Annotated in this window: 22 protein-coding genes and 1 pseudogene; 11 read left to right on the top strand and 12 right to left on the bottom strand. The window is 70.3% G+C overall.

Features of this window, described 5'->3' with window-relative positions:
* Window positions 1-47 precede the first annotated feature (47 nt).
* Window positions 48-497 (bottom strand): hypothetical protein, encoded by a 450-nt coding sequence (locus tag AMK27_RS37705; RefSeq protein WP_241847732.1) that lies wholly within the window; start codon window positions 495-497, stop codon window positions 48-50.
* 715 nt (window positions 498-1212) lie between these two features.
* Between AMK27_RS37705 and AMK27_RS37710 the strand changes: the two genes are divergently transcribed.
* The 3 genes from AMK27_RS37710 to AMK27_RS37720 all read left to right on the top strand — a co-directional run bounded on the left by AMK27_RS37710 (window position 1213) and on the right by AMK27_RS37720 (window position 4449).
* Complete coding sequence (locus AMK27_RS37710; RefSeq protein ID WP_073918573.1) at window positions 1213-2028, top strand: NmrA family NAD(P)-binding protein; 816 nt, start codon at window positions 1213-1215, stop codon at window positions 2026-2028.
* Between the two features lie 451 nt (window positions 2029-2479).
* On the top strand, window positions 2480-3274 hold the full coding sequence (locus AMK27_RS43155; protein WP_198956008.1) for a DUF6426 family protein: 795 nt from the start codon (window positions 2480-2482) through the stop codon (window positions 3272-3274).
* Window positions 3265-4449, top strand: a complete 1185-nt coding sequence (locus AMK27_RS37720; protein ID WP_073918579.1) for a Fic family protein — start codon at window positions 3265-3267, stop codon at window positions 4447-4449. The genes AMK27_RS43155 and AMK27_RS37720 overlap by 10 nt, the downstream gene beginning before the upstream one ends.
* Before the next feature lie 249 nt (window positions 4450-4698).
* Here AMK27_RS37720 and AMK27_RS37725 read toward each other — a convergent pair whose 3' ends face one another.
* Entirely contained in the window at window positions 4699-5796 is a 1098-nt protein-coding gene (locus AMK27_RS37725) for a MerR family transcriptional regulator (RefSeq protein WP_073918582.1), read from the bottom strand.
* A gap of 622 nt (window positions 5797-6418) precedes the next feature.
* Here AMK27_RS37725 and AMK27_RS37730 point away from each other — a divergent pair.
* Genes AMK27_RS37730 through tpg form a run of 3 tightly spaced genes read left to right on the top strand, consistent with a single transcriptional unit; the run spans window position 6419 to window position 9663 of the window.
* On the top strand, window positions 6419-6799 hold the full coding sequence (locus tag AMK27_RS37730; RefSeq protein ID WP_073918585.1) for a hypothetical protein: 381 nt from the start codon (window positions 6419-6421) through the stop codon (window positions 6797-6799).
* Window positions 6800-6819: 20 nt separating this feature from the next.
* Window positions 6820-9093 (top strand): telomere-associated protein Tap, encoded by a 2274-nt coding sequence (tap, locus tag AMK27_RS37735; RefSeq protein WP_073918587.1) that lies wholly within the window; start codon window positions 6820-6822, stop codon window positions 9091-9093.
* A 12-nt stretch (window positions 9094-9105) separates the two neighbouring features.
* The gene (gene tpg / locus AMK27_RS37740) at window positions 9106-9663 is read left to right on the top strand and encodes a telomere-protecting terminal protein Tpg (RefSeq protein WP_073918590.1); all 558 of its coding nucleotides are present in this window, start codon (window positions 9106-9108) and stop codon (window positions 9661-9663) included.
* 418 nt (window positions 9664-10081) lie between these two features.
* Here the strand turns inward: tpg and AMK27_RS37745 are convergent, their stop codons facing one another.
* From AMK27_RS37745 to AMK27_RS37775, 8 genes are all read right to left on the bottom strand, one after another.
* Entirely contained in the window at window positions 10082-10687 is a 606-nt protein-coding gene (locus AMK27_RS37745; protein WP_073918592.1) for a hypothetical protein, read from the bottom strand.
* 173 nt (window positions 10688-10860) lie between these two features.
* On the bottom strand, window positions 10861-11439 hold the full coding sequence (locus AMK27_RS37750) for a TniQ family protein (protein WP_158076958.1): 579 nt from the start codon (window positions 11437-11439) through the stop codon (window positions 10861-10863).
* Entirely contained in the window at window positions 11325-11873 is a 549-nt protein-coding gene (locus AMK27_RS42830; protein WP_073918598.1) for a hypothetical protein, read from the bottom strand. The genes AMK27_RS37750 and AMK27_RS42830 overlap by 115 nt, the downstream gene beginning before the upstream one ends.
* Window positions 11870-12604, bottom strand: coding sequence for a hypothetical protein (locus AMK27_RS37760; protein ID WP_073918600.1), 735 nt, complete (start codon window positions 12602-12604; stop codon window positions 11870-11872). The genes AMK27_RS42830 and AMK27_RS37760 overlap by 4 nt, the downstream gene beginning before the upstream one ends.
* Complete coding sequence (locus AMK27_RS37765; protein WP_143204928.1) at window positions 12523-13077, bottom strand: transposase family protein; 555 nt, start codon at window positions 13075-13077, stop codon at window positions 12523-12525. Before AMK27_RS37765 ends, AMK27_RS37760 begins: the two co-directional genes overlap by 82 nt.
* 148 nt (window positions 13078-13225) lie before the next feature.
* Window positions 13226-13399, bottom strand: coding sequence for a hypothetical protein (locus AMK27_RS42835; RefSeq protein ID WP_158076959.1), 174 nt, complete (start codon window positions 13397-13399; stop codon window positions 13226-13228).
* Window positions 13400-13455: 56 nt separating this feature from the next.
* Complete coding sequence (locus AMK27_RS37770; protein WP_073918606.1) at window positions 13456-13680, bottom strand: DUF5954 family protein; 225 nt, start codon at window positions 13678-13680, stop codon at window positions 13456-13458.
* A 201-nt stretch (window positions 13681-13881) separates the two neighbouring features.
* Window positions 13882-14127 carry an STAS domain-containing protein gene (locus AMK27_RS37775; RefSeq protein ID WP_241847733.1) on the bottom strand — a complete coding sequence of 82 codons (246 nt, stop codon included), beginning with the start codon at window positions 14125-14127 and terminating at the stop codon, window positions 13882-13884.
* Between the two features lie 127 nt (window positions 14128-14254).
* Between AMK27_RS37775 and AMK27_RS37780 the strand changes: the two genes are divergently transcribed.
* Window positions 14255-14896, top strand: a complete 642-nt coding sequence (locus tag AMK27_RS37780) for a glycosyltransferase family 2 protein (protein ID WP_073918609.1) — start codon at window positions 14255-14257, stop codon at window positions 14894-14896.
* Between the two features lie 25 nt (window positions 14897-14921).
* On the opposite strand, the gene AMK27_RS37785 is transcribed toward AMK27_RS37780, so the two are convergent.
* Window positions 14922-16253 carry an APC family permease gene (locus tag AMK27_RS37785; RefSeq protein ID WP_073918612.1) on the bottom strand — a complete coding sequence of 444 codons (1332 nt, stop codon included), beginning with the start codon at window positions 16251-16253 and terminating at the stop codon, window positions 14922-14924.
* 679 nt (window positions 16254-16932) lie between these two features.
* On the opposite strand from AMK27_RS37785, the gene AMK27_RS37795 reads away from it, so the two are divergent.
* From AMK27_RS37795 to AMK27_RS37800, 3 genes are all read left to right on the top strand, one after another.
* Window positions 16933-18480: an FAD-dependent oxidoreductase gene (locus tag AMK27_RS37795; protein ID WP_073918617.1), complete on the top strand. Its 1548-nt coding sequence runs from the start codon at window positions 16933-16935 to the stop codon at window positions 18478-18480.
* A 57-nt stretch (window positions 18481-18537) separates the two neighbouring features.
* Window positions 18538-18699 carry a hypothetical protein gene (locus AMK27_RS43160; protein ID WP_198956009.1) on the top strand — a complete coding sequence of 54 codons (162 nt, stop codon included), beginning with the start codon at window positions 18538-18540 and terminating at the stop codon, window positions 18697-18699.
* Between the two features lie 202 nt (window positions 18700-18901).
* Window positions 18902-20017 carry a glutamate--cysteine ligase gene (locus AMK27_RS37800; RefSeq protein WP_073918620.1) on the top strand — a complete coding sequence of 372 codons (1116 nt, stop codon included), beginning with the start codon at window positions 18902-18904 and terminating at the stop codon, window positions 20015-20017.
* A 690-nt stretch (window positions 20018-20707) separates the two neighbouring features.
* On the opposite strand, the gene AMK27_RS37805 is transcribed toward AMK27_RS37800, so the two are convergent.
* Window positions 20708-20986: a GlsB/YeaQ/YmgE family stress response membrane protein gene (locus AMK27_RS37805; RefSeq protein ID WP_073918622.1), complete on the bottom strand. Its 279-nt coding sequence runs from the start codon at window positions 20984-20986 to the stop codon at window positions 20708-20710.
* An 80-nt stretch (window positions 20987-21066) separates the two neighbouring features.
* Between AMK27_RS37805 and AMK27_RS43880 the strand changes: the two are divergent.
* Window positions 21067-21230 (top strand): annotated as a pseudogene (locus AMK27_RS43880) (IS630 family transposase); the annotation flags it as partial.
* Between the last annotated feature and the right edge of the window lie 281 nt (window positions 21231-21511).

Consider the following 21511-nt stretch of genomic DNA (forward strand, 5'->3'; position numbering starts at 1 on the left):
GGGCTGAGCCCGGTGAACGGGCTATCCAGACTTCTCAATGTCGGTGTCTAGCCGTTGCGGTTGTCGTCCGGGCGGGGTGATGCCGCTGGTTCAACGCTTACCTGGATGGCTCGTTTCCGAAGTTGAACTGCCAGGATCTCCATCTCGACGAGCGTGCCGATGAGACCGGTCTCGACGAGCTGCGTAGCCTGCGTTCGTGCTTCGCCCAGGGACAGTTCCCGTGCGCTGCGCAGCGCCTGCAGCACCGGAACGAGGCTTGGCACGTCTCCGGACAGGCGAAGCCGCGCCGCCCCGTGTGCTTGCAGCAGGGCTTGTCGAATGTTCTCGGGCGTGACGGGTCCGCTGTCTTGCTCGCACCACCCGTCCGAGCAGTCCGCGCATCGTCCTTCGGTGCCCCAGCAGAGCATGCCCTCGTCGAAGAACTGACCGACATCGACGGTCGTCGTTCCTCCGCAGGCCCTGCACCGGTCTGTGACCTGTACTCCTTGCGTGATCACAGGGGCTCCTCAGCGTCATCGGTCCATGCTGATGGGATCATCCCTGAGAGGTCGGCTCTCGTCGATGATCAGGTTTGTCACTGGCGGGAGACCCTATGGGGCGGTCGCCTCAGGTGGCGTGAGTTCGTAGTGTCGCTGGCCCCGGAGTAGCGCCCACAGCACGTTGCTCCGTCGCCGGGTCGGCGCCAGGCCTGCTTGGGACTGTTTCATGTCCTCGGCCCTGTTTGCGCTCGTGGTGCCGGCGTAATTCCGAGCAGCAGGTGATGTGGCTCATGGCGGCGATCGTCTTCTCTCCGGCATCGCTGGTGGTGTGCTGCCGTTCGGCAGCCTCCATGGCGGTGCGGACCAGGGCTTTGCACCAGCGGAGCTGACGGTTCCGGAGCCACTGTTCGAGCCGGCTCGCGCTGCGCCGGCGGACGGCCGCTGGTGTCTGGTGAGGAGGACCAGGGGCCGGTGGTTGCCCAGGTCAAGGGCGATCCTCACTCGCTGTTCCCCGTACCGCATCGCGATGATCTGGGTGCGGGGTGAGGGGACCATGCCGACGAGCAGGGGGTTGTGCTGAAGCCGCTGTTGCCGGTCGCGGTGATGAGCCGACCGTCGTGCGGCCGACGGAGGCTGGCCGACAGGATCCATTGAGGACCGTAGCTGTCCGCATCGTGGGCCAAGGTGTGGGTGTGGCCGGAGAGGCCGGTGGCGAAGGATTCGAGGAGTCGGCATGACGTTTCTGGTGGCGGGTGCGACCGGTACGGTCGGGCGGCAGGTCGTGGGAGCGCTGCGGGAGGCCGGGGCGCCGGTACGGGCGTTGACCCGGCGGCCTGGGGAGGCCATGTTCGGTCCGGGGGTCGAGGTCGTCGGGGGTGACCTGACCGACGCGGCGTCGCTCGCGTCGGCGCTGGACGGCGTGGCAGCCGTGCACCTGATCAACTTCGGCGGCGACGGCTACGCCCCGCTGGAGAACGGCAGGGAGCTGGTGGCGATGATCGAGGCCGCTGGGGTGCGCCGGGTCACCATGCTCGCCGGCTGGTCGGAGTCGACTCTGGAGCCGGCCGTGCGGGCGTCAGGTCTCGCGTGGACCGTGGTGGCGCCGACCGAGATCATGGCCAACGCCCTGGAGTGGGCGGACGAGGTGCGCGCGGGACGGGTCGAGCGGCCGTACGGGGACTCGCGCACCGCGATGGTGCATGAGGGGGACATCGGCGCGGTGGCGGCGGCGGCGCTGCTGGAGGACGGGCACGCGGGGGAGGAGTACCTGCTGACCGGCCCGGAGCGCATCTCGCTGCGGGAGAAGATCGCCGCGCTGGGCTCGGCGGTCGGCCGTGAGGTGGAGTTCGTCGAACTGACCCCGGACCAGGCGCGTGAGGCGATGCGGGCGCAGGGCGTGCCGGAGCACATGATCGACTTCCAGCTGGAGGTGTTCGCCGAACCGCCGGTCGAGTACAACACCCCGAACGGCGTCGTCGAGAAGGTGACCGGACGGCCGGCGCGCACGTTCGCCCAGTGGGCGGAGCAGAACGCCACCGCGTTCCGGTGAGAGTCCTCCGGCCCGCCGCCGGGGTCGGCGGCGGGCCGGACGTGGGTGGGCGGGACGCGTCCCCAGCCGTCGGGCAAGCGAGGCGGGGTTCGATGCGGGCGGCGCGGTGAGCCTGTCGTACTCGCCAGAACCTGGTACGTGACCAGAGCGGTGCGGAGATGGTCGAGGGACCGGGTTCTGCACTTGCTGGAGGCGTGAGCGGTGGTGGCCAGGACGTCGTGGGGTCAACGGCTGTCCGGCGGCCACGAGGCCGGTCAGCAGACGGGGGAGTTCCAGGCCCACGCGACGGCGGTACCGCGCTCGGGCGCCCCACTACTGTCGCCTGGGCAACGGCACGTGCGGAGGCCGGGGACGCCAGATTGCGGCCCTGGCCCGGCTGTCACCACCCACCGTTTGCGTAATGACTTGCGTACTTCTACGGAGGCGACCGGGTCAGCGAGCCGGAGAGGCTGTGAGCCGCCCATCCGATCCGCTGCAGACCGGAGAAACCGTGAAGCTCCGCCAGATGATGGTCGCCGCCACCCTCGGCGCGACCGTGCTCACCGCCGTGCCGGCGGTGACCGCCTCGTACACCGCGTACGCCTGCGAGGACAACCAGACCAGCTGCGACCACGAAGAGGAGGATCCCTGGCCGGACGACAACCCGGGCGGTTTCCCCGGCGGTGACCCCGGTGACGGGGGTTGGGGCGGCGGAGGGGACGGCGGCGGCACCGGCGGCTCGGGGGGCGAGATCGACATGTTCAACGGCGTCGTCGGCCAGCCGGTGAACGGCACACTGCCCCAGGTCGTCGTCGACGGCACCGCCACCCGGCCGCCCACCCCGATGGACCCGGCGATGCCGCCCATGTCATGGGGCTGGGACAGCGGCGCGCCGACCAACGGCGCGGGCCCGATCCAGGCCGGCGCGAAGACCGAGGTACCGACCGACTGCCACCGCAACGCCAACTCCATGCCCATACGGGTCAACAGAACCGTCAAGTACCAGGTTTCCTACCAGGTCAGCGCCAACATCTCGGCCAACGCGGCCACGGTGCTGTCCTCCTCGCTCGGTGCACAGCTCAACACCCAGATCGAGCAGTCGTACTCCGTCGACGTCACCCTCCAACCGGGCCAGTCCTGGGCCCTGTTCGTCGAGTATCAGACGTTCACCTACTCGGTCACCTCCACGAACTGGCTGGGATACACCACCACCGAGTACGTGGACGTGGTGCGGCCCACCGGCAAGGTGACCAGCCGGTGGTGCTGAAGGCCCCACGCCCCTCGGGCACGGCGGTACGACGGATCGCCCCCGTCGTACCGCCGCTGGACGCGGAGGCGATTCCCCCGGCGGAGCGGGACGAGGCGACCGCAGCGCTGGCCGAACTCTCCGACACCGCCGGTCGCCACCTGGACAACCCGGACCTCTTCCACCGGCCCCGGTTTCGCACGGCCGTGCACAGCCGTCACCTGGCCCGCATCCCCGACCGGCTTGTCACCGGCCGGATTGCCGCGGCGGCCGAACGACGGGCCGAGGCCGGGCTGCTGGCCGCCGCCTCCACCCGCGCCGAGATCGCGGATCGGCCGGGCCGCAGGCCTTGCTTCACCCCGGCCGCCCTGAGCGAACTGCACACGCTGATCGTCGCCGGGGACCCCAGCATCCCCGGCCCCGGCGGCCTGCGCCGGTCCTCGGCCAGGATCACCTGGGCCGACGGCCAGGTCTTCGCACTCACGGTGGCACCCGGCCGGAAACTTACAGACCACGTAGAACGCTGGTACCGCTGGGCCGTGCACACCACGGCTCCCGCCCTGGATGCGGCAGCCCTCTCCATGGCGCGGCTGCTGACCGTCCATCCCTTCGCCGACGCCAACGGCCGGACCGCGCGCCTCCTCGCCCAGTGTGACCTGCTGGCGGCTGGACTGCTGCCCGGGTTGCTGCTGGACCTGGACGGCTGGGTCCACACCCACCGCCGCGCACACGACGAGGCCCTCGCCGCCGCCTCCGAAGGACGATGGACGCAGTGGGGCTCTCTCTTCGCCCGCGCCGTCACCGAGACCGCCCGGCACCGCACCACCACAATCACCCGCTACAGCACCCTCCTGACTGAAGCCGCCACACACCTCACCGACGACCCGGCCGCCGCGGCCGTCCTCACCCACCTGCGCTCCTCGCCCGCGGTCTCCGCCGACTGGCTGCGCGACCGCATGGCGCACCCCCCGGAGCCGGTACTGGCCCGGCTGACGGCGAAGGACATCCTCAGCCCCCACCCCCGCCTCCCCGGCGCCCTGGTACACCCCCCATCACTCGCAGTCCTCGACGAACCCTGGACCCTCGATCCCTGGACAGGAGCCGCAGACAACCAGCCCGCCCCTTCGATGGAGGCGGACGGGGCAACTCCTCCGCTTCGGCCTCCTTCACCCGGGGCTGCCATTGCTCCCGTCTGAGGAGGATGAGCAGCGCGCGCTTCCAGGCAGCCTTCCGTGCTGTCACGCATGGAGCCTTCGCCTACGGACAGTTGGGCCGGACGGGAGGGCCCGCGGTTTCCGCCCTGGCCGGCGAGGCGGCCGGCGTCAGATCCGTCAGGCGGGCCGCGAGGGCCAGGGCTTGTGTCCCTTCAGTTTCCCTTCCGGAATCAGAGGCGTCCGCGGAGGGCGATGAGGAGGAGCATCCCGGGTGAGTCCGGGCCGGGTCCTTCAGGCTATGAGCAGGCGGAGGCCGAGGTCTGCCGTGTCGAGGTGGGCGAGGCTACTGTTGCGCTCTGCCCACCGGCCGGAGTCGAGGTCGTCGCGGAGGCTTCGCACCGCCCGCTGTTCGGCATCCGGCCCGACCTTCGTCCACACCGACATGGCACGGCGTACGTGCTCCTCCAGATACGCTCCCGGCCGGCGCCAGCAGGCCTCGAACAGGCCGTCCGCGCAGTCCCACGGGATGGGCACCGGCTCGGCGCGGGCGCCGATCGCATCGGCCATCCCCGCAAGCGAGGGGAATCCTGCGAGGACGGTGGCGAACTCGGGCAGGTAGTCGCGGGTGAGCCAGAACCGGTCCTGCCATCCGGGCTCGTCGGTGTCGAACGTCAGCACTACCACGCGGCGTGCCACGCGCCGCATCTCGCGCAGCCCTGCGAGCGGGTCCTCCCAGTGGTGAACGGTGGAGACGGCCATCGCGACGTCGAAGGAACGGTCCTCGAACGGCAGGCTCTCCGCGGCGGCGGCCACGCACGGCGCGAAGCCGGCAGGCCGCTGCTCCCGCATAACCTCCGAGGGCTCCACCGCGGTCACTTCGCGATCGGCCGGCTCGTAGGAGCCTGTGCCGGCCCCGACGTTCAGCACCGTCCGCGCGTCTCCGAGCGCGTCCAGGATCTGCGCGGCAATCTGCGGATCGGTACGCCGCGTCGCCGTGTAGGCGCCGCCGATCGCGTCGTACAGCCGTGCACCGAGCATCCCCAGCTGCTCCTCCGGTGTCACCGTCAGCCCCCTCGCCCGCGTCTCAAGTTCGTTGTCGATGGCGGCCACCATGGCGTCAGCACGATCGCGCCGCTCCAGCAGCAGGCCGCGCAGCCGGCGCAGGTGCGCGACCGCGTCGGTGGAGGATTCGCCGACCAGTTCCGCGACCTCCCGCAACCCGAAGCCCAGCCGCCGGTAGGCCAGCACTTCCCGCAGCCGCTCGACGTCACCCGCCGAGTAGGCCCGGTACCGACCCGCGGTCCGCGCCGACGGACGTACGAGCCCGATCTCGTCATAGTGATGCAGGGTGCGGACGCTCACGCCGGCCAGCTCGGCCACGCGCCCCACGGTCCAGTGATCTTCCACGAGACCGACTATGCAGCCTGACGTCACGTGAGGGTCAAGAGCCGCCTTCATGACCTGCAAGAGCGCGCTCGACGCCCTGGCATGCCGTACGCGTTCCCAACCTCCAGGTGCCCGGGGCAGAGAACGCTGCAGACGTCCGCCCGTCTGCCCCTGACCCTGATCCTGACCCGCGCGGTGACCACCCGCGTCACATGCACAGCACTGGCTGATCACGATCCAGGGCCGGACGTTCGTGGTCCGTCTATGGTCGCCGCCGCACACGACCGGCTCGTTCGGCAGGGCAACCCGGCCGCCCTCGGTCTACAGGATGGCGAGCGACTTACAGCGGATCTGGTCCGCCTGCGCCGCAGCACAGCCGTGGACTTGGTACGCGCACACCGCGCCGGACTCGGCGGCGGCCGCGCTCATTCGCTCTCAACAGCGCAGCCATCGCATCGCCGACTGCCCCCGAGCGTTGCGGCTCCATCACCTCGAGGTCCACCCGCCCCGGCGATCGGTGTTTCCCGCTGTGACTCCTCCTGCCGCCTTCCCGTGCTACGACACACGGCCATCCAAGCAATCAACAATCCGTTGTTTCATTTCTTCTGAGGGTAGGGTGGGTGTCATGTCGGACGAGTCTGGGATCGATCACCGTTTGCGTTTGGCGGGGCTGGCTGACCTCCCGCTGGGCGAGGGTGTGCCCGCGGGCGCCTTGCAGAAGGATGCTGTTCTGCTCGGCAGGCTTCTGGCCGGCGCGGAGCAGAGCGCTGGTACGGGTGAGCCGGGTGTGTCGGACGATGATGTGGCCGCGGCTCTTTCCCTGTTCGAGGACATGCGTACGGCCCTGGACCGGCTGGAGACGCAGGTGGTCATCGAGGCGAGGCGACGCGGTATGGAGTGGCGGCAGATCGCCTCCCATCAGGGAATGAAGTCTTCCCAGGCCGCGTCCCAGCGGTATCAACGGCTGGTGACCCGTCTCGAGGAAATCCGTCAGGGCATCCGGTAACGGCAGGAGATCCCCTTTCCATGAGTCACCCCCCTTCCGATCCGCTCGCCGCTGTCGACGCCCTCCTCGCCGCCGTCGATGACGGACATGTCCTGCCCGCTCCGGCCGAGCGTGTCCGTCTGCGGGAGGCAGCCGGCCTGACCCAGGCGGCCGTTGCCCAGGCCCTGGGTATCCGCGTGCCCAGCATCCAGGCCTGGGAGGAGGGACGGGCGGAACCGAGAGCGGAACGCCTCCAGGCCTACCGTCGTCTCCTCGATGGTCTCGCCCAGCGCTACCCCGCCCCGCAGCCGGCCACGCCGTCCGAGCCGGCCACCCCGTCGGATCTGACCTCCCCTGTCACGCTCCCTGGGCCGGCTCTCTCGCCGACGGCTCCGCCTGAGCCGGCATCTGGACAACCACAGATTCCTCCCGCGCCCCCGTCCGCGACTACACGCCCCACCGCCCCTCGGCCCCCCACCGCCGCTGCGCCGCATCAGGCGCCCACCACCCGGCCAACGCCGATGTCGGGCCGTGCGGGCGTGCGGAAGGCGGACCCTGTCGGTACCCCGATGCCTGAGGGCACTGACATGCGGTTCGCGAACGGGCCGCTGGCTGTCGTTGATGTCGACGCTGACGGGCGGGTTCTGGCGTACTGCACCGGCGGCCTGGTCCTCGATGTGCCTGCCACGTCCCTTTCATCCCTGGTGGAGTGGACCCTCAACGAGGCGAGGCTCGGCCAGCCGAAGTTGTCGGGGCCGGGCAAGGACGCCGACCCGCTGCTCGTCCTCACCGAGACGGCGCTCGAGCGCTACGGCCTGCCGGCGATGCTCACCGACGAGGAACGGCTCGCCGGACGGATCCCGGAGAACCACAAAGCCGTCAAACAGCTGGCCCGTGCCGAGTGGAGGCTGACCAAGCGCGGGCTGGGCCCGTGGGCGCGGATCTACCGCCCGGCGCAGGGCGCGGAACGTGCCTGCGTACAGTTGTGTATCCCGTCGTGGAACGCGCTGGACACCCGCAACTGGGGCGAGGCCGGACACCTCCCGCCCGCGGACCTCGCCCGCGTCCTGGGTGTGTACGCCTCCCGGGTAATAACGCCGCGCGGTTCCACCGCCGTGACCGGCCTAGAACTGATGACCGCCCTGCACCCGCCGACCCGCGCCTCCGCGCCCGACGCGGCCGGCAAGCGGCACTCCGAACGCAATCCCGGCTCGCTGGGCACCGACCCGGTCGACCCTGCGCCGTGCGAGGCTCCGGACGGGCACCCGCTCCTGAAGGATCTTCCGCGCTTCCACGTCCGCGGCCCGGGAGAGAAGCTGTTCGAGGAGGCGTACGACTGGGCGCGGCCGATGACGGACGCCGAATGCACCCTGCGCCACCTCGTCGGCATCGACGTCAACATGGCCTTCGCCGCCGGCGCCAACGGCCTGACCATCGGCCTCGGCGCACCCACCCGCCTTGAGAACCCGACCTTCGACCCGAAGCTGCCCGGCAGCTGGCTGGTGGACCTCTCTCACGTCGACCTGTCGAAGGTGAAGGCCGGCAAGGAATGGGTTCAGCTGGACGGCGCGCTGCTGCCCTCCCCCTTCACCCCGAAGGGCGAGACCCCCACCGGCCCAGCCTGGTATGCGACCCCGACGGTGGCGTACGCGGTGGAACTCGGCTACGAGGTGCGCCCGGTCGAGGCGTACGTCCGCTACGACAACGGCCGCTACCTGGACAGCTGGTACACCAGGCTGCGCGACGCCTACCTCGCCACGATGGCCGACCTCGGCGTCGATGCCGACCTGTCGCCGGCTGACTTCCTCACCGCGATGGACGGCTGCAAAGAGCGCGACCCGGAACTGGCTATCGTCGTCTCGGCCATCAAGGCGACGGTGAAGGGCGGCCTGGGGAAGCTGCGTGAACGCCCGCGCGGTGAGGGCTGGCGGCCCGGTGAGCCGTGGCGTGCCCTGGCCCGTCCGACGTGGCGGCCGGACATCCGGGCGGCGGTGATCTCCCGTACCAGGGTCAACCTGCACCGCAAGGTGATCAAGCATGCGGCGTTCACCGGCCAGTACCCGGTCGCGATCCTCTCCGACTGTGTCGTCTACGCCGCGAACGGGCCGAGCCCGCTTGACTTCCTGCCCTACCGGGAAGGCAAGCCGCTCCCCGGCGGCTTCAAGCTCGGCGTCAACCCGGGCCTGGTCAAGCACGAGGGCACCCAGAGCGTCTTGTGGGGCGAGGAGGTCCGCGACCGCTTCAACGCTCCCGAGCTCAACCTCGCCCGGTACATCAAGGACGGCACCGTCACCGACGCCGACAACGGAGAGTAGGAGAGGACCACGATGAGCCTGATCGGGGACGGCTTGGACAAAGCGGTACAGCAGGCTTTCACCCGCCCGGCACCGAAGCACGCGGGCCCGCAGATGCGGTACCTGGTCAAGCAACTGGGCGGCACCAAGGCGGTCGCCCAGATGCTGCGGATCTCCCAGCGCACCGTCGAGCGGTACGTGAAGGGCCAGATCAAGAAGCCCCGCCCGGATCTTGCCGCGCGTATGGAGCGCGAGGTGAAGAGGCGCTGGCAGCCGCAGATCCGGGCCAAGGCCAAGGCGAAAGCGGCGAGCACGGGCGGCATCATCATCGACACCCGCGCCCGCCTCGGCTACACCGCACCGATCGGCACAACCGACCAGGACCGCATCCGGCACCTGACCATCGCCCTGCCACCCTTGTACGCATCCCGCCTCTTCGACGCCCAGGACGCCGGCGCCGGCGACGCCCACCTCCAGCAGATCGCCGCCGAAGCACTCAAAGAGGTCTACTTCCAGGACGGCGGCCGTCGCGCCGGCTCCCTGGAAGAAGTCCGGTTCACGGACATCGAGCACCTGGAGTTCGACCTCTAGAGCCGGCCCTGTCCCGCCAGGCGGCACACAGCTGTGACTGAGCGCTTCAGTTGGCCAGTGAGCGTGCGAGTTGGCCGTCCGAGCGTTCCATGTCGATGCCGTGGCCGAGCTGCTCGGCAAAGACGTCAAGCAGTGGCTTCATCTGCTGGTAGAGAGGCACCTTGTTCTGCCGGATCCAGTGTCCGATGCTGAACCGGTCTTGGCTCCATGCCGTGTCGAGCTCGGCGTTGTTGCGGGATTCGGACGGTTGTGGGCGAATTGGGTCTCGCCGAGCGTGACTTGAGTTCAGACATAGGCCATGGCGGCGAGGCGGGCGCGGTCTTCGGAGATGTGGGCTCGGCTGTCGCGCGAGTTGGTCGGCGATCTTGTGCCATGCGTCCGGTGGCATCGCCCAGTCGCGGAGGCATTCGCGGCGGTGTCAGTAGTCGATCATCGGCGCGGACGTGAGTTCTGCGGTGATCGCGTCGAGGGCCCGATCGTAGGCATCGGGAGTTCCTTGGCTGCGGGCCCACCGTGTGATCGGGGTCCCCAGGCCTTGTCCGGCGATGCGGAGTCCGAGGAACTCGGCGGCGTCGACGACGCTCCCGCCGAGGGCTCGGCGGACGAGGAAGACGGCGGATGTGCGCCGCAGGACCGGCATGCTGATCCCAGCGGTGAACGCGCCGAGGTGACGCTCGGCCCACTTCAGCGGGAGGAACGCCGGAACGTGCTGGGGGCCGTAGTCGAGGCCGCGCTGGGGGAGGCGGCCTCCGCCGGTGCTCCGGGTGCCGCGACGCTTTCGGTGGGTGGAGACCAGGTGCTCGGCGGCGTTCTGGAATCGTTCGGAGCAGTCGTATAGGTTTCGCTGGAAGGCCGCGTCCCAGCTGCGGTGACGTTTGGGGTCGATGCCGCTGCGGGTGCGGTTTTCGACCGGTGCGAGCGGAGCCAGCGCGGCTCGCAGGTCGTCGGTCGACAGGATGGTATCGGCGGCCAGGAGGATGCTGGCGCATGCGCGGGCGTCCTGTGGCGGTGTGCTGACATGCATCGAGAGGGAGGGGTCCTTGCGTTCGACAGCACTTGGTCGGCGCGGTGCGTGTCGACGCCGGAGGCGGTGGGGCGGGCCTCCGGCCAGGTGATCATGACGAGGCCGCTGGTCATGTGGAGGTCCGGTGAAGTACTGCCCAGCGGTCGCCGCCGGGGTGGCCGGACTGAGCATGCTCACGATCTTCGCCTGTAGGTCGGCGAGTTGCCTGGGCAAGGGCCCGCCGGTGCGAGCTGCGGCTGGTCCAGACGGCCGCCGCAGAGTTGTGCGGCGCGTTGTGAGCGGCGGGCGCCGTGGTCGAGGGGTACTCGGCACTGGGACGGGTGCAGTCCGGTGATGGTCGGGCGGGGAATGAGTTGTCCGACTCCGTGGTCGGCGATGGATCGCCGGCAGGCCGGGCAGAGGTGTTCGAGGAAGCGCTGGTGGTGCGAGCAGGCGAAAACGGCGGGCAGTCTCCACTCGATCTTCCAAGGGCCGCCGTGGTCTGTCTGCGCAGGAGTGCCGTCGCCGGCGAGGCAGTCGGGGCAGTAGCGGGCGGCCGTGGGGAAGAGCCAGTCCAGTGAGGGGATGCGTTTGCCAGCGCGGACGACGTCGAGGCTGTGGACGATGGGCGGGTAACGGGGTGCGAGCGGCAGCAGGGTCAGGGCGGTGGCCTCGGCTGCCGTGAGCCGGGTGGCGGTTTGGAAGTCGCGCATCTGCTGGGCGGGCAGTTCGAGGGAGAGGGCGGTGCGGGTGATGGCCTGGGTGTTGGCCATGTAGTCGGCCAGGCCGGTGCGGCGCAGGAGTTGAGGTAGGCGTGGAGGGCGAGCCACCGTTCCTCGAAAGCGGCGGCGATCTCGCAGACGCATTCGGTCTTGCCCTGGTAGCCGCCGCCGGAGAGCATCACCCCGGCCCGGGGGGTGGGCTTGATCTTCAGCGCGTTGGTCTCGATGCGCCCGGTCAGAAGCTTCTCCACCGCCAGGCTCATCGGGGTGTCCAGCAGCGGCAGGTTCGCGTGGGTGGCTGTGCGGTGCAGGTTGTGCAGCACCTTCTTGCGCTTGCTCAGCGGCCCGAAGGCAGCGCGGTCCATGACCGGGGCCGGGGCGAACGAGTTGCGGGTGCGGCACCAGTGCTGCCAGCCGGCCACGGTGTCGCGGGCGGGGGCCGGGCCGGACAAGACAAAGGGCAGCGACTCCTCGCCGTTGATCACGGCTGTTCCTCCTGTACCGGTCCGGGAACGACGTCGTCGTCGGGAAGCGCGAACAGCGAACGCCCGCGCAGGCCCTCGCCGAGACGGGCCGGCGGGACAGACCGGGCGGCCACTGCCTGCTCGCGACGGCGGCGGCGTTCTGCATCGACGGCCCGCCGGCTCCGGCGGGCGAGCTCGGCCGGCCGCGGTGCGGCCGGCAGCGTCGTCGGGCCGGTGCGGTCGCGTTCGGCGGCCCGGCCGCGGGCGACCTCGCGGGCCCGCTCGGCCCGCTCGGCCTTGGTCATCTGGCTCGGCCAGGAGCCGACCGGGGGGTGGGCGCCGATCAGGTCGAGCAGGACGGGCAGGAGTTCGATGTCGTTGCGGGGTGTCAGCCCGGCCCGGGCCGCCTCGCGCAGCACCTGCTGTACTCGCGGGTCGGAGAAGGCCAGGACGTCCTCGCCGGTGGGCAGTCCGTTCCAGGGAAGGGTGTGCCACTGGCCGGCGAGTTCGATGAACACCTGGCGGCAGTCGCGGGGATCGCGGTGCACGACCCACTTGCCGCGGTGGCGGCCGCTGCGGGGCGAGGGGAGCGAGCCGAGCTCACCGAGAACCGGATGGTCGCCGCCGTACCAAAGTCCGCCGATCTTCACCCTGCGACGGCCGTGGAGCTTCACGAAGTGGGCGGGCAGGAGGTGGTGGTAGGGGGTCGGATCGGGGATCTGCAGGGCGATCCCGTCGCGGGCAGCCGCCATTGCGAACAGCGTGTTCGGGCTGTGTCGCCCGCCTTGTCCTGCGGGCGCATCGTCCTCGCCGGCAGCACCACCTTGCCCAGCGTGCGGGCGACCTGCACCAGGTGGTGGTTCTTGTAGACACTGCCGTGATCGCTGGTCACCGTCTCCGGCGCGAAGAAGGGCCGCCCAGCGACCGGATGGCCGGCGAACTCGGCCACGAGCGCGGCCGGGACGCCGGGATAGTGCCCTTCCATGTCCGGTGTCCAGTCCGGGCGCATCGGAAGCGGCAGCATCACGTCCCGCGGCAACATGGCCACCTCGATAGAAGCGTCCGATCCCGGCGTGAGCCGGAACGCGACCAGTGAGTGCGTGAACGCGTCGAGTGCGAGGGTGAGGTCCACGGTGATCGGCTCGCCGAACACGTCGTCGCGCAGCTTCACCGGGAACGGCGTGGTGTCCAGCACTACCACCTGGCCGGGACGGGTGGTCGTCACGGTGGAGCCGCCGGTCTCGACCGCCGCTGACGAGCGGAGGTAGCGCTGACGAGCGCCTTCGGGCCCGAACTACTCCTTCATGCCCCGAGTGTGCCCCGAACGCATTCCGCGGCGCACCCCGAGGGGTGCGCCGCGGCGGACGGCTGGATCAGCTGGTCCGGTTGAGGTAGGCGGTGGTGACGCCCAGCGGCTGTCCGCCAGGTGCTGCGGTGGTGCGGTAGAAGGCGGTCACTGTGTACTTCTTCTTCCGGCAGCCGCAACCGGTCCAGTAGGAGTAGGTGACCTTCCAGGCGCCGTCGTACACGCCGCCCCAGTCGTTCACCCACTGCCGGAGGCCGGCGTCTTCTTCAGATCGCTGAGCATTTTGGAGCTGGAACCCTAAGCCGACTGTTTGCCCTTTCCGACGTGCTTGTCTGTCTCGGCGTCGTAAGGGATCAGGCCGCGTGTGCGTGGCTGCATCCAGGTCAGGGCGAAGACGAGGGTTCGGCGTGCGTCGTGGGCGGTGGCATGCAGGCTGCTGCCTGGTGTCCAGGGTTCGTTGCCGGACCGTTCGACGATCAGGAACGCCGCAGGCATGAGCACGACGTCGGGGTGGCTCTCCAAGGCCCGCCGTCACCAGCCACTACCGTGTGCTGGTGGAGGCGAACCCGGATGCCCGGAACAGGTCGGAGCTGACCTTGTGGGCGCCGTCCTCGTTGCCGCCCACATACGGCTTTTCCGCCAACAGTCCTCGCCGGGCTTCCCAGACACCGATGGGGAAGCCGACACCACCAGCCCACGATCAAATAATCCGAAGCCAGTGGGCTAGCACGCGAGGTATTCGCGCTGCACTCGTGCCTCGATCAGGTGGCGAAAACCCGCCAGCGAGTAACGCTCGCCGGTGGACGATCCCGGCCCCGGCATCCCGGCGACCTGTGTCATCAGCCGTTGCGGCTGGGCCTGCCAGCCGAGGACGACCCGCAGGCCAAGACACTCGGCCCGCCGGTGAAGGTCCAAGAACAGCAGCAGGCCAGCGGAGTCCATGAAGACGACGCCGTGAACATCCACCATCAAGTGTGCACGTGGTCCGCGACCGGGGGTTCATCGTTCGGACCTGACGCTCCGTGCTCCCCGGGCATGCACAGGGCGCGGTCTCGCCGACTCCCCTATCCAGCGGCCGGGTCGTTCCTCGTACGAGGTGGAGGGTGGCACGCTCGCTGGCCGCCGCGCCCTGGACGCCGGGGCGGACCTCCTCGTCATCCTGGATGTGAACTGCATCCTTGGCCCCACCCTCCTGCCCCGCTACGCCGAAACGGCCCGCGATGGCGCCCTGCTGTGCGGCACCGTCGTCTACCTGCCTGCCGCCCCGCCGCCGGGCGGCTGCCCCCTCGACGCCCTGCCGCCCCTCGCGCCGCCGCACACGGGACGGCCCGTGCCGGCGGACGACGAGGTGCTCCCCGGCGGCGACCACCAGCTGTTCTGGTCCCTGTCCTTCGCCTTCACGGCACCAACCTGGCGGCGGACCGGCGGCTTCTGCGAGCGCTACACCGGATACGGCGGCGAGGACACCGGCTTCTGCCGCACCGCGGCGGCGCGCGACGTGGACCTGCGGTGGGTCGGCGGCGCCCCCGCCCAGCACCAGCACCACCCGGTAAGCCGCCCGCCCGTCGAGCACCTGGACGGCATCCTCCGCAACGGCGCCGTGTGCCGCGACCGTTGGGGCACTTGGCCCATGGAGGGATGGCTGCGCGAATTCGCCCGCCTTGGGCTCGTGCGCAACGACCCCGTCAGCGATGACTGGACCCGGTGCGCGCCCCCGCACATCGGGCCCAGCCGCTGACCTCACCGGGATGTCACCTGACCGTTCAGGCCGTCGCGTCCCTCTCCGCCTCCTGGCGGCGCCGCCCGGCCGCGACGACGGCGAGGACCACCGCCACGGCGAGGACCACCGATCCGCGCAGCCACACCTCCGTCTCCACCTGGGTGGCGAGCAGCACGCAGGAGGCGGCGCCCAGGACGGGCAGGACGGTCGGAGCCCGGAAGTGGTCCGGCTCACCCGGGTCGGAACGCAGCACCAGCACGGCGGTGTTGACGATCAGGAAGACCACCAGGAGCAGCAGCACCAGGGTGGAGGCCAGAGTGGCGACGCTGCCGGTCAGGGCCAGGAGGAGAGCCGGGACGGTGGTGGCGGCGATCGCCGCCCAAGGAGTGCGGCGGCCGGGCAGCACCCGGGTCAGCGCGGCCGGCAGCAGCCCGTCGCGGGCCATCCCGTACGCCAGGCGCGAGGCCATGATGCCGGTGAGCAGAGCCCCGTTGGCGACGGCAACCAGGGCGACGGCGCTGAACAGCCGCACGGGGACGCCGCCGGCCTCCCGGACGACCTCGAGCAGGGGACCGCTGGAAGAGGCGAGGACGCCTGTGGGCACGGTGAGCGAGGCGGCCACTCCGACCAGGACGTACACGGCCCCGGCCGTGGCGAGCGCGGCGAACAGGGCGCGGGGGTAGGACCGCCGGGGGTCACGGGTCTCCTCGGCGACGTTCACCGAGGTCTCGAAGCCCACGAAGGAGTAGAAGGCCAGGACGGACCCGCTCAGCACGGCTGCCGCGGCGCCCTTCTCCGGCGTGCCGAGCTGGACCAGGCGCCCCGCATCACCCTCTCCGCGCAGCAGCAGCCAGGCACCCAGCACCACGACCACCAGCAGGCCACCCACCTCCACCACGGTGGCGACGACGTTGGCACGGGTGGACTCCCTGATGCCCCGTGCGTTGACCAGGGCCAGCAGGACCAGGAAGACCACGGCCACCAGCGCGACGGGCAGGGTGAGGAACGCGCCGAGGTAGTCGCCGGCGAAGCCGCGGGCGAGCGCGGCAACCGAGACGACACCGGCCGCCAGCATGCAGAACCCGGCCACGAACCCGACCGCCGGGCCGAACGCCCGCGTGGCGTAGTGGGAGGCGCCGCCGGCCCGCGGGTACTTCGTGACCAGCTCCGCGTAGGAAGCGGCGGTCAGCAACGCGAGCACCAGCGCCACGAGCAGCGGCACCCACACCGCGCCCCCGGACGCGGCGGCGACCTGCCCCACCAGGACGTACACCCCGGCACCGAGCACGTCGCCGAGGATGAAGAAGTAGAGCAGGGGCGTGGTCAGGGCGCGCCGCAGCCCGGGCGGGGGAGTGGCCGCGGACCCGGCGCTCACCGCGGCACCGCCACGACGTGGACGGCGGAGCCATGGCGCGACCGCACCGGTTCCCCTTCACGGACGGCGAGCCCGCCGATCCGCTCGTTCTGCTCTCTCATCGTTTCCCACTCTCAGAAAAGACGACCGTTTCCGTCACCGCCTCTGCCCCTCCCAAGCGATATCAGTGGCGCCACGAACGAAAAACCGCTACTGCCGTTGTCCAGAAAGCGAAGACAACGGCGTGACCCGAAGGGACCCCGAGACCGGTGCCTCGCCCTTCATCGCACGTCACGGATACGACCCGGCAGGGGAGCCCAAAGGGCCGATCGGACAGCACCGCAGCACCGCAGGCAGAGTGGAGCGCCTCATGGCGCCGAGGCGCCGCTCGCCGATTGCCCGAAAGCCACCACCGGCGGCAGGGGCGGTTCGTCCCAGCGGACCAGAGAGGACCTGTCCCAGGAGGCGAAGAAGCGCGGCAGCGAGAGCCGCTCGACGATCACCAAGCAGCAGCTGAAGAACGCCCTCGGCCACTGATCTCGCGCCGCCGGCACCTGCCTCACCACGCCCAAGGCGCCCTCGATGCCGCCCGCTGCTCCTGCGCATCAACGTCGGGCTCACGATGGTGTCCGCGCCCTGCCCGCCACAGCAGCAGCTGCACGCCATGCGTCAAGCCGGGTTTCCGGGGCAGCCGCCGGATATGAACCAGAGCCTCGGCGCCGGAGAGTCCTACTGGACCCAGACGGCTTCCATGCGGTCGTTCCCCCCACTGGCAGGGCACAGCGAGGCGGATGTCGCGGTCGTCGGTGGCGGCATCGTCGGCCTCAGTGCCGCCTGGGAGCTCGCCCGCGCCGGCATGAGCGTCGCCGTGCTCGAAGCCGGCGACCTGGCTGGCGGGGTCACGGGCCACACGACCGCGAAGCTCACAGCTCTCCATACGGCCGTGTACGACACGCTGCGGAGCAAGCACGGGCAGGACGCCGCACGGCGGTACGCCGCATCCCAGAGCAGCGCCCTGCGCCACGTCGTCGAAGTCTGCGGAGAACTCGGCATCGCGTGCGAACTCGAGAGACGCCCGGCCTTCACCTACTGCGAGAAGCCCGAGGGCATCAACGCCCTGCGAGCCGAGGCCGACGCGGCACGGGAGGCCGGACTGAACGCCTCCTTCGTGACTGAGACCGGGCTGCCCTTCCCCGTCGCGGGCGCCGTCCGGGTCGAGGACCAAGCCCAGTTCCACCCCCTCAAGTACCTGTCCGGTCTCGTCGGCGACATCGTCGCGCGCGGGGGTCGGCTTCACGAGAACACCCGCGTCACGGAACTCGAAGACGGTCACCCGTGTCGGCTCACGACCGACTCCGGCGCCACCATGACCGCACAGCACGTCGTCGTCGCCACCCATCACCCCGTCTTCGACAAGAACCTGCTCTCCACCCGGCTCACCCAGCACCGGGACCTGGTGATCGCGGGCCCTATGCCCGACGGACAGGATCCGCAGGGCCTGTACATCACGCAGGAGAACGGCAAACGCTCCGTGCGCACGGCGCCCCTGCCAGACGGCCGCCGACTCCTCATCGTCACCGGACAGGCGTTCTCGCCAGGCACAGGCGAGGACACCCAGGCCGCCTACGTCCGCCTGCAGGACTGGGCCGAGCAGCACTTCCCCGGCTTCCGCACCACACACCGCTGGGCCGCGCAGGACAACAGCTCCACGGACACCCTTCCCCTCATCGGGCGCCTGCCCGCCAAGCACGACAACGTGTACGTGGCGACCGGGTTCGCCGGCTGGGGCATGACGAGCGGCGTGCTGGCCGGCATGATCATCGCCGCCCTCGCCCGCGGCGACGAAGACCCGTGGGGCGGACTCTACGACCCAGGCCGCGTCGGCTCGGCCGTACGCTCGGCGCCGACCTTCCTCAAGGCCCAGTGGGACGTGGCCAAGCACTTCGTCGCAGACCGCGTGGACGCGCTGGGCGACGGCACCAACGGCCCGGTCGAGAACCTGCGCCCCGGCGAGGGCACGGTGGTCCGCACGGGCGGCAAACCCTGCGCCGTCCACCGCGACGACCAAGGCACACTGCACGCCGTGTCCGCCGTCTGCACGCACCTGGGGTGTCTGGTCGCCTTCAACAACGCCGAACGCACCTGGGAATGCCCCTGCCACGGCTCCCGCTTCGGCATCGACGGCGAACTCCTCCAGGGACCGGCCCTGCACCCCCTGGAACGCAGGGACCCCACCGACCTCCTATGAACCGGCCGGCGGGATAGACGAGGGAAGGCAGAAGCCCTCAGCGAGAGGAGCAGCGCGATGACACAGCAGGGTACGCCGTCACAGGCAGAAGGCGAACGAGTCGACGAGGAACTCTCCGAGGAGGAAGGACATCGGGACACCCATCCGGGCCCCGAGCGCACCACCCCGTCGCAAGCCGAAGGAGAAAGGCAAACGGATGACGACGAGGCGGCGTCGTAGGACGGCGACCACGCCTCAACCGCGCCTTGCGGCCTTCGTCCGGCGCCGACCTTTCGCCGTGATCACGGACGGGATGGCAAGACGTTCGCCGGATCCTGGAGCCGGGGGCGTGCACGCGAAGCCGTCGCGCAAGGCTGCGGCATGGTCGAGGGAAGCCAGGGCAGGTGCGGGATAACTGGCGGTGCGATCCACAGGCGGCGACATGCGAAGCGTAGGCGTGGAAGAGGAACTGCTGCTCGTGGACCGGGACAGCGGCGCACCGCTCGCCGTCTCGGGGGCGGTGCTGGCGGCCGCCGAGCGTGCGGCCTGGCAGCAGCAGGGTACGGGCGGCCGGCGGGAGCACGAGTTCGAGAAAGAACTGCAGAAAGAGCAGCTGGAGTTCGCCACGAAGCCGGTCACTGAGATGGGGGAGCTCCAGGAGGAGATCGTCCGTATCCGCCGCGAGGCATCCCGCCACGCAGCGAGTGCCGGCGCCGTGGTGGCGGCGGTCGCTACATCCCCGCTGCCCGTCCAGCCCTCCCTGGACGCCGGACGACGCGCCCGGTGGATGGGTGAGCAGTTCGGACTGACCGCTCAGGAGCAGCTGACCTGCGGATGCCACGTCCACGTGTCGGTCGCCTCGGACGACGAGGGCGTCGCCGTCCTGGACCGCATCAGGCCCTGGCTGGCCGTCCTGACGGCGATGAGCGCGAACTCGCCCTTCTGGCAGGGCGAGGACAGCGGGTACGGCAGCTACCGCAGCCGGGTGTGGAACCGGTGGCCATCCGCCGGGCCGGTGGACACATTCGGGTCCGCCGACCGCTACCACGAGCAGGTCCGCGCGATGATCGAGACCGGGGTGCTCCGCGACGAGGGCATGATCTACTTCGACGCCCGACTGTCGTCCACCTACCCCACCGTCGAGATCAGGGTCGCGGACGTCTGCCTGGACGCCTCCACGCCGGTCCTGCTGGCCGCCCTCATCCGGGGCCTCGTCGAGACCGAGGCGCGCGCCTGGCAGGACGGACAGCCTCCGGCCAGGATCGGTACGAGTCTGCTGCGCCTGGCCTCCTGGCGGGCCGGACGTTCCGGCCTGGACGGACCCCTGCTGCACCCCGAAACCATGCGGGAGACGTCCGCAGAGGACGCCGTCGAGGCCCTGTACCAGCACGTGCGCGAGGCACTGAAAGACGATGGCGACGACGACCGGGTCCGGGAAGGCATCGCGCACCTGCACGAACGGGGGAACGGCGCCCGCATCCAGCGCGGGCTGCGCGCCGAGGGGCCGGAACTCGCGTCCGTCATCACCCGGTGTGCGGAGCTGACCCTCCGGTCCTGAGCCGCAGCGGCTTTCGGACTCGATCCCGGCCGATGTGAGGGGCTGCCCGAAAGGGCCAGACGGGGGTGTACCGAGACGAATGCAAAGAGCGAGGAACGGAGTGCGCGGTGACCAAGGCCAGGAAGAACGACCCGGCGCCCACATCTCCGTCGCAGGCTCCCGGCGAGAGCCGCGACCCGAAGGCCCACGAGTAAGCGGAGGAAGCGGTGCTCCCCGACATGCACGAAAGTGAGGTCGGCGGCGCCTCCCGCGCGCGGGGGATGGCGGCCGTAGTTGTCGCGCGAGCCCCCACCTCCGCCGACGTGTAGGAGGTGGGCGCTCTGTCGTGCCCTTCCTCCGGCCGGCCGGGAGGGATGCGGGCCAGCCCTTCCAGATCCAGAAGTGGTGAGCGAGGAGCAGTCGACGTGGTCGCGAACCTGCGGGCCCGGAGGGCGGCCGGACGGGCGCGACCGGACCCCCGTGTGCGGACCCGTGTCAGGCACGTTCAGGCCTGGAGTGCTTGTGGTCGTCGCAGAGGAGTGTCGGGAGCCGGTTTCCCCCTCCCGGGAGCGCCGGCGCGGCTGTGGCTGGAGCGTCTGTCGGTCAGAAGCGATGCCGACGAGCACGACCTGCTTCACAGGCGGCGCTTCACACGCAACGCAACGGCTCCGCCCTGGGGAGGGTGGAGCCGTTGAGGGGTGGTGGGGTTGGTCAGGCGTGGCGGTGGTGGTGCTTGTTGCCGGTGAGGAGTCGGTAGAGCGCCAGGAGGATGACGGAGCCGATGATGGCGGCGATCCAGGTGGAGAGGTCGAAGAAGCCGTCTATCGAGTCGACGCCGAAAATGACCTTGCCGAGCCAGCCGCCGAGCAGACCGCCCGCGATGCCGATAAGCATCGTGATGATGATGCCGCCGGGGTCCTTGCCCGGCATCAGGGCCTTGGCGATGAAGCCCGCGAGCAGTCCGATCAAGATCCAGGCAATGATGCCCATGCGCTTCTCCTACCTCGATAAATGAAGCCGGTGTCAGCATCCGTCTGCACCAAGCTGGAGGTTCCAAACGTGGGAGGGCCTGGGCGCACGTCAACCGCAGCTGGCCAACCTCGCAGTCATTGCCCTCGACCGACTCGGAACCCTCGTCCGCGACCGTCTCAAACGGCTTCAATACCGGTCCGGCACCCTCGATGGCTTCATAGCGGTCATCGGCCTGCCCCCCTATGCCCCGGCATCATCTTGACGAGTCGAAGTCAGTAGCACAGTGATCGGCATGTGGGGCGGGCTGGTCATCCAACGGCGCTGGACGCCGCGCGCCGCCGCCGTGCTCGGGCCACCGTCCTCATGACTGGCAGAAGCAGGAACAACACGGCGCCCGCGCCGGTCGAGGCCGCTAGCAAGGTCGCCCCACCGCCCTCCACATCGGACGCGGCCGCGACTGCCTGCGGATCCTCCGCCCGATACCGGACGGTGAGGTGCGCGCCCACGGGGTACTTGCTGCCACTACGGCCCGGGGGCAGGGCC

It is taken from the genome of Streptomyces sp. CB02009, assembly GCF_001905825.1.
In the GTDB taxonomy this organism is placed as follows: domain Bacteria; phylum Actinomycetota; class Actinomycetes; order Streptomycetales; family Streptomycetaceae; genus Streptomyces.

What these genes read in the sequence shown, in the direction of transcription:
- AMK27_RS37805 (WP_073918622.1), bottom strand. Translation starts at nt 20,986, where the DNA reads ATGGGCATCATTGCCTGGATCTTGATCGGACTGCTCGCGGGCTTCATC.
- AMK27_RS37745 (WP_073918592.1), bottom strand. Translation starts at nt 10,687, where the DNA reads ATGCATGTCAGCACACCGCCACAGGACGCCCGCGCATGCGCCAGCATC.
- tpg (WP_073918590.1), top strand. Translation starts at nt 9,106, where the DNA reads ATGAGCCTGATCGGGGACGGCTTGGACAAAGCGGTACAGCAGGCTTTC.
- tap (WP_073918587.1), top strand. Translation starts at nt 6,820, where the DNA reads ATGAGTCACCCCCCTTCCGATCCGCTCGCCGCTGTCGACGCCCTCCTC.
- AMK27_RS37750 (WP_158076958.1), bottom strand. Translation starts at nt 11,439, where the DNA reads ATGGCCAACACCCAGGCCATCACCCGCACCGCCCTCTCCCTCGAACTG.
- AMK27_RS37760 (WP_073918600.1), bottom strand. Translation starts at nt 12,604, where the DNA reads ATGGCGGCTGCCCGCGACGGGATCGCCCTGCAGATCCCCGATCCGACC.
- AMK27_RS37710 (WP_073918573.1), top strand. Translation starts at nt 1,213, where the DNA reads ATGACGTTTCTGGTGGCGGGTGCGACCGGTACGGTCGGGCGGCAGGTC.
- AMK27_RS37795 (WP_073918617.1), top strand. Translation starts at nt 16,933, where the DNA reads ATGAACCAGAGCCTCGGCGCCGGAGAGTCCTACTGGACCCAGACGGCT.
- AMK27_RS43160 (WP_198956009.1), top strand. Translation starts at nt 18,538, where the DNA reads ATGACACAGCAGGGTACGCCGTCACAGGCAGAAGGCGAACGAGTCGAC.
- AMK27_RS37775 (WP_241847733.1), bottom strand. Translation starts at nt 14,127, where the DNA reads ATGGTGGATGTTCACGGCGTCGTCTTCATGGACTCCGCTGGCCTGCTG.
- AMK27_RS37800 (WP_073918620.1), top strand. Translation starts at nt 18,902, where the DNA reads ATGCGAAGCGTAGGCGTGGAAGAGGAACTGCTGCTCGTGGACCGGGAC.
- AMK27_RS37730 (WP_073918585.1), top strand. Translation starts at nt 6,419, where the DNA reads ATGTCGGACGAGTCTGGGATCGATCACCGTTTGCGTTTGGCGGGGCTG.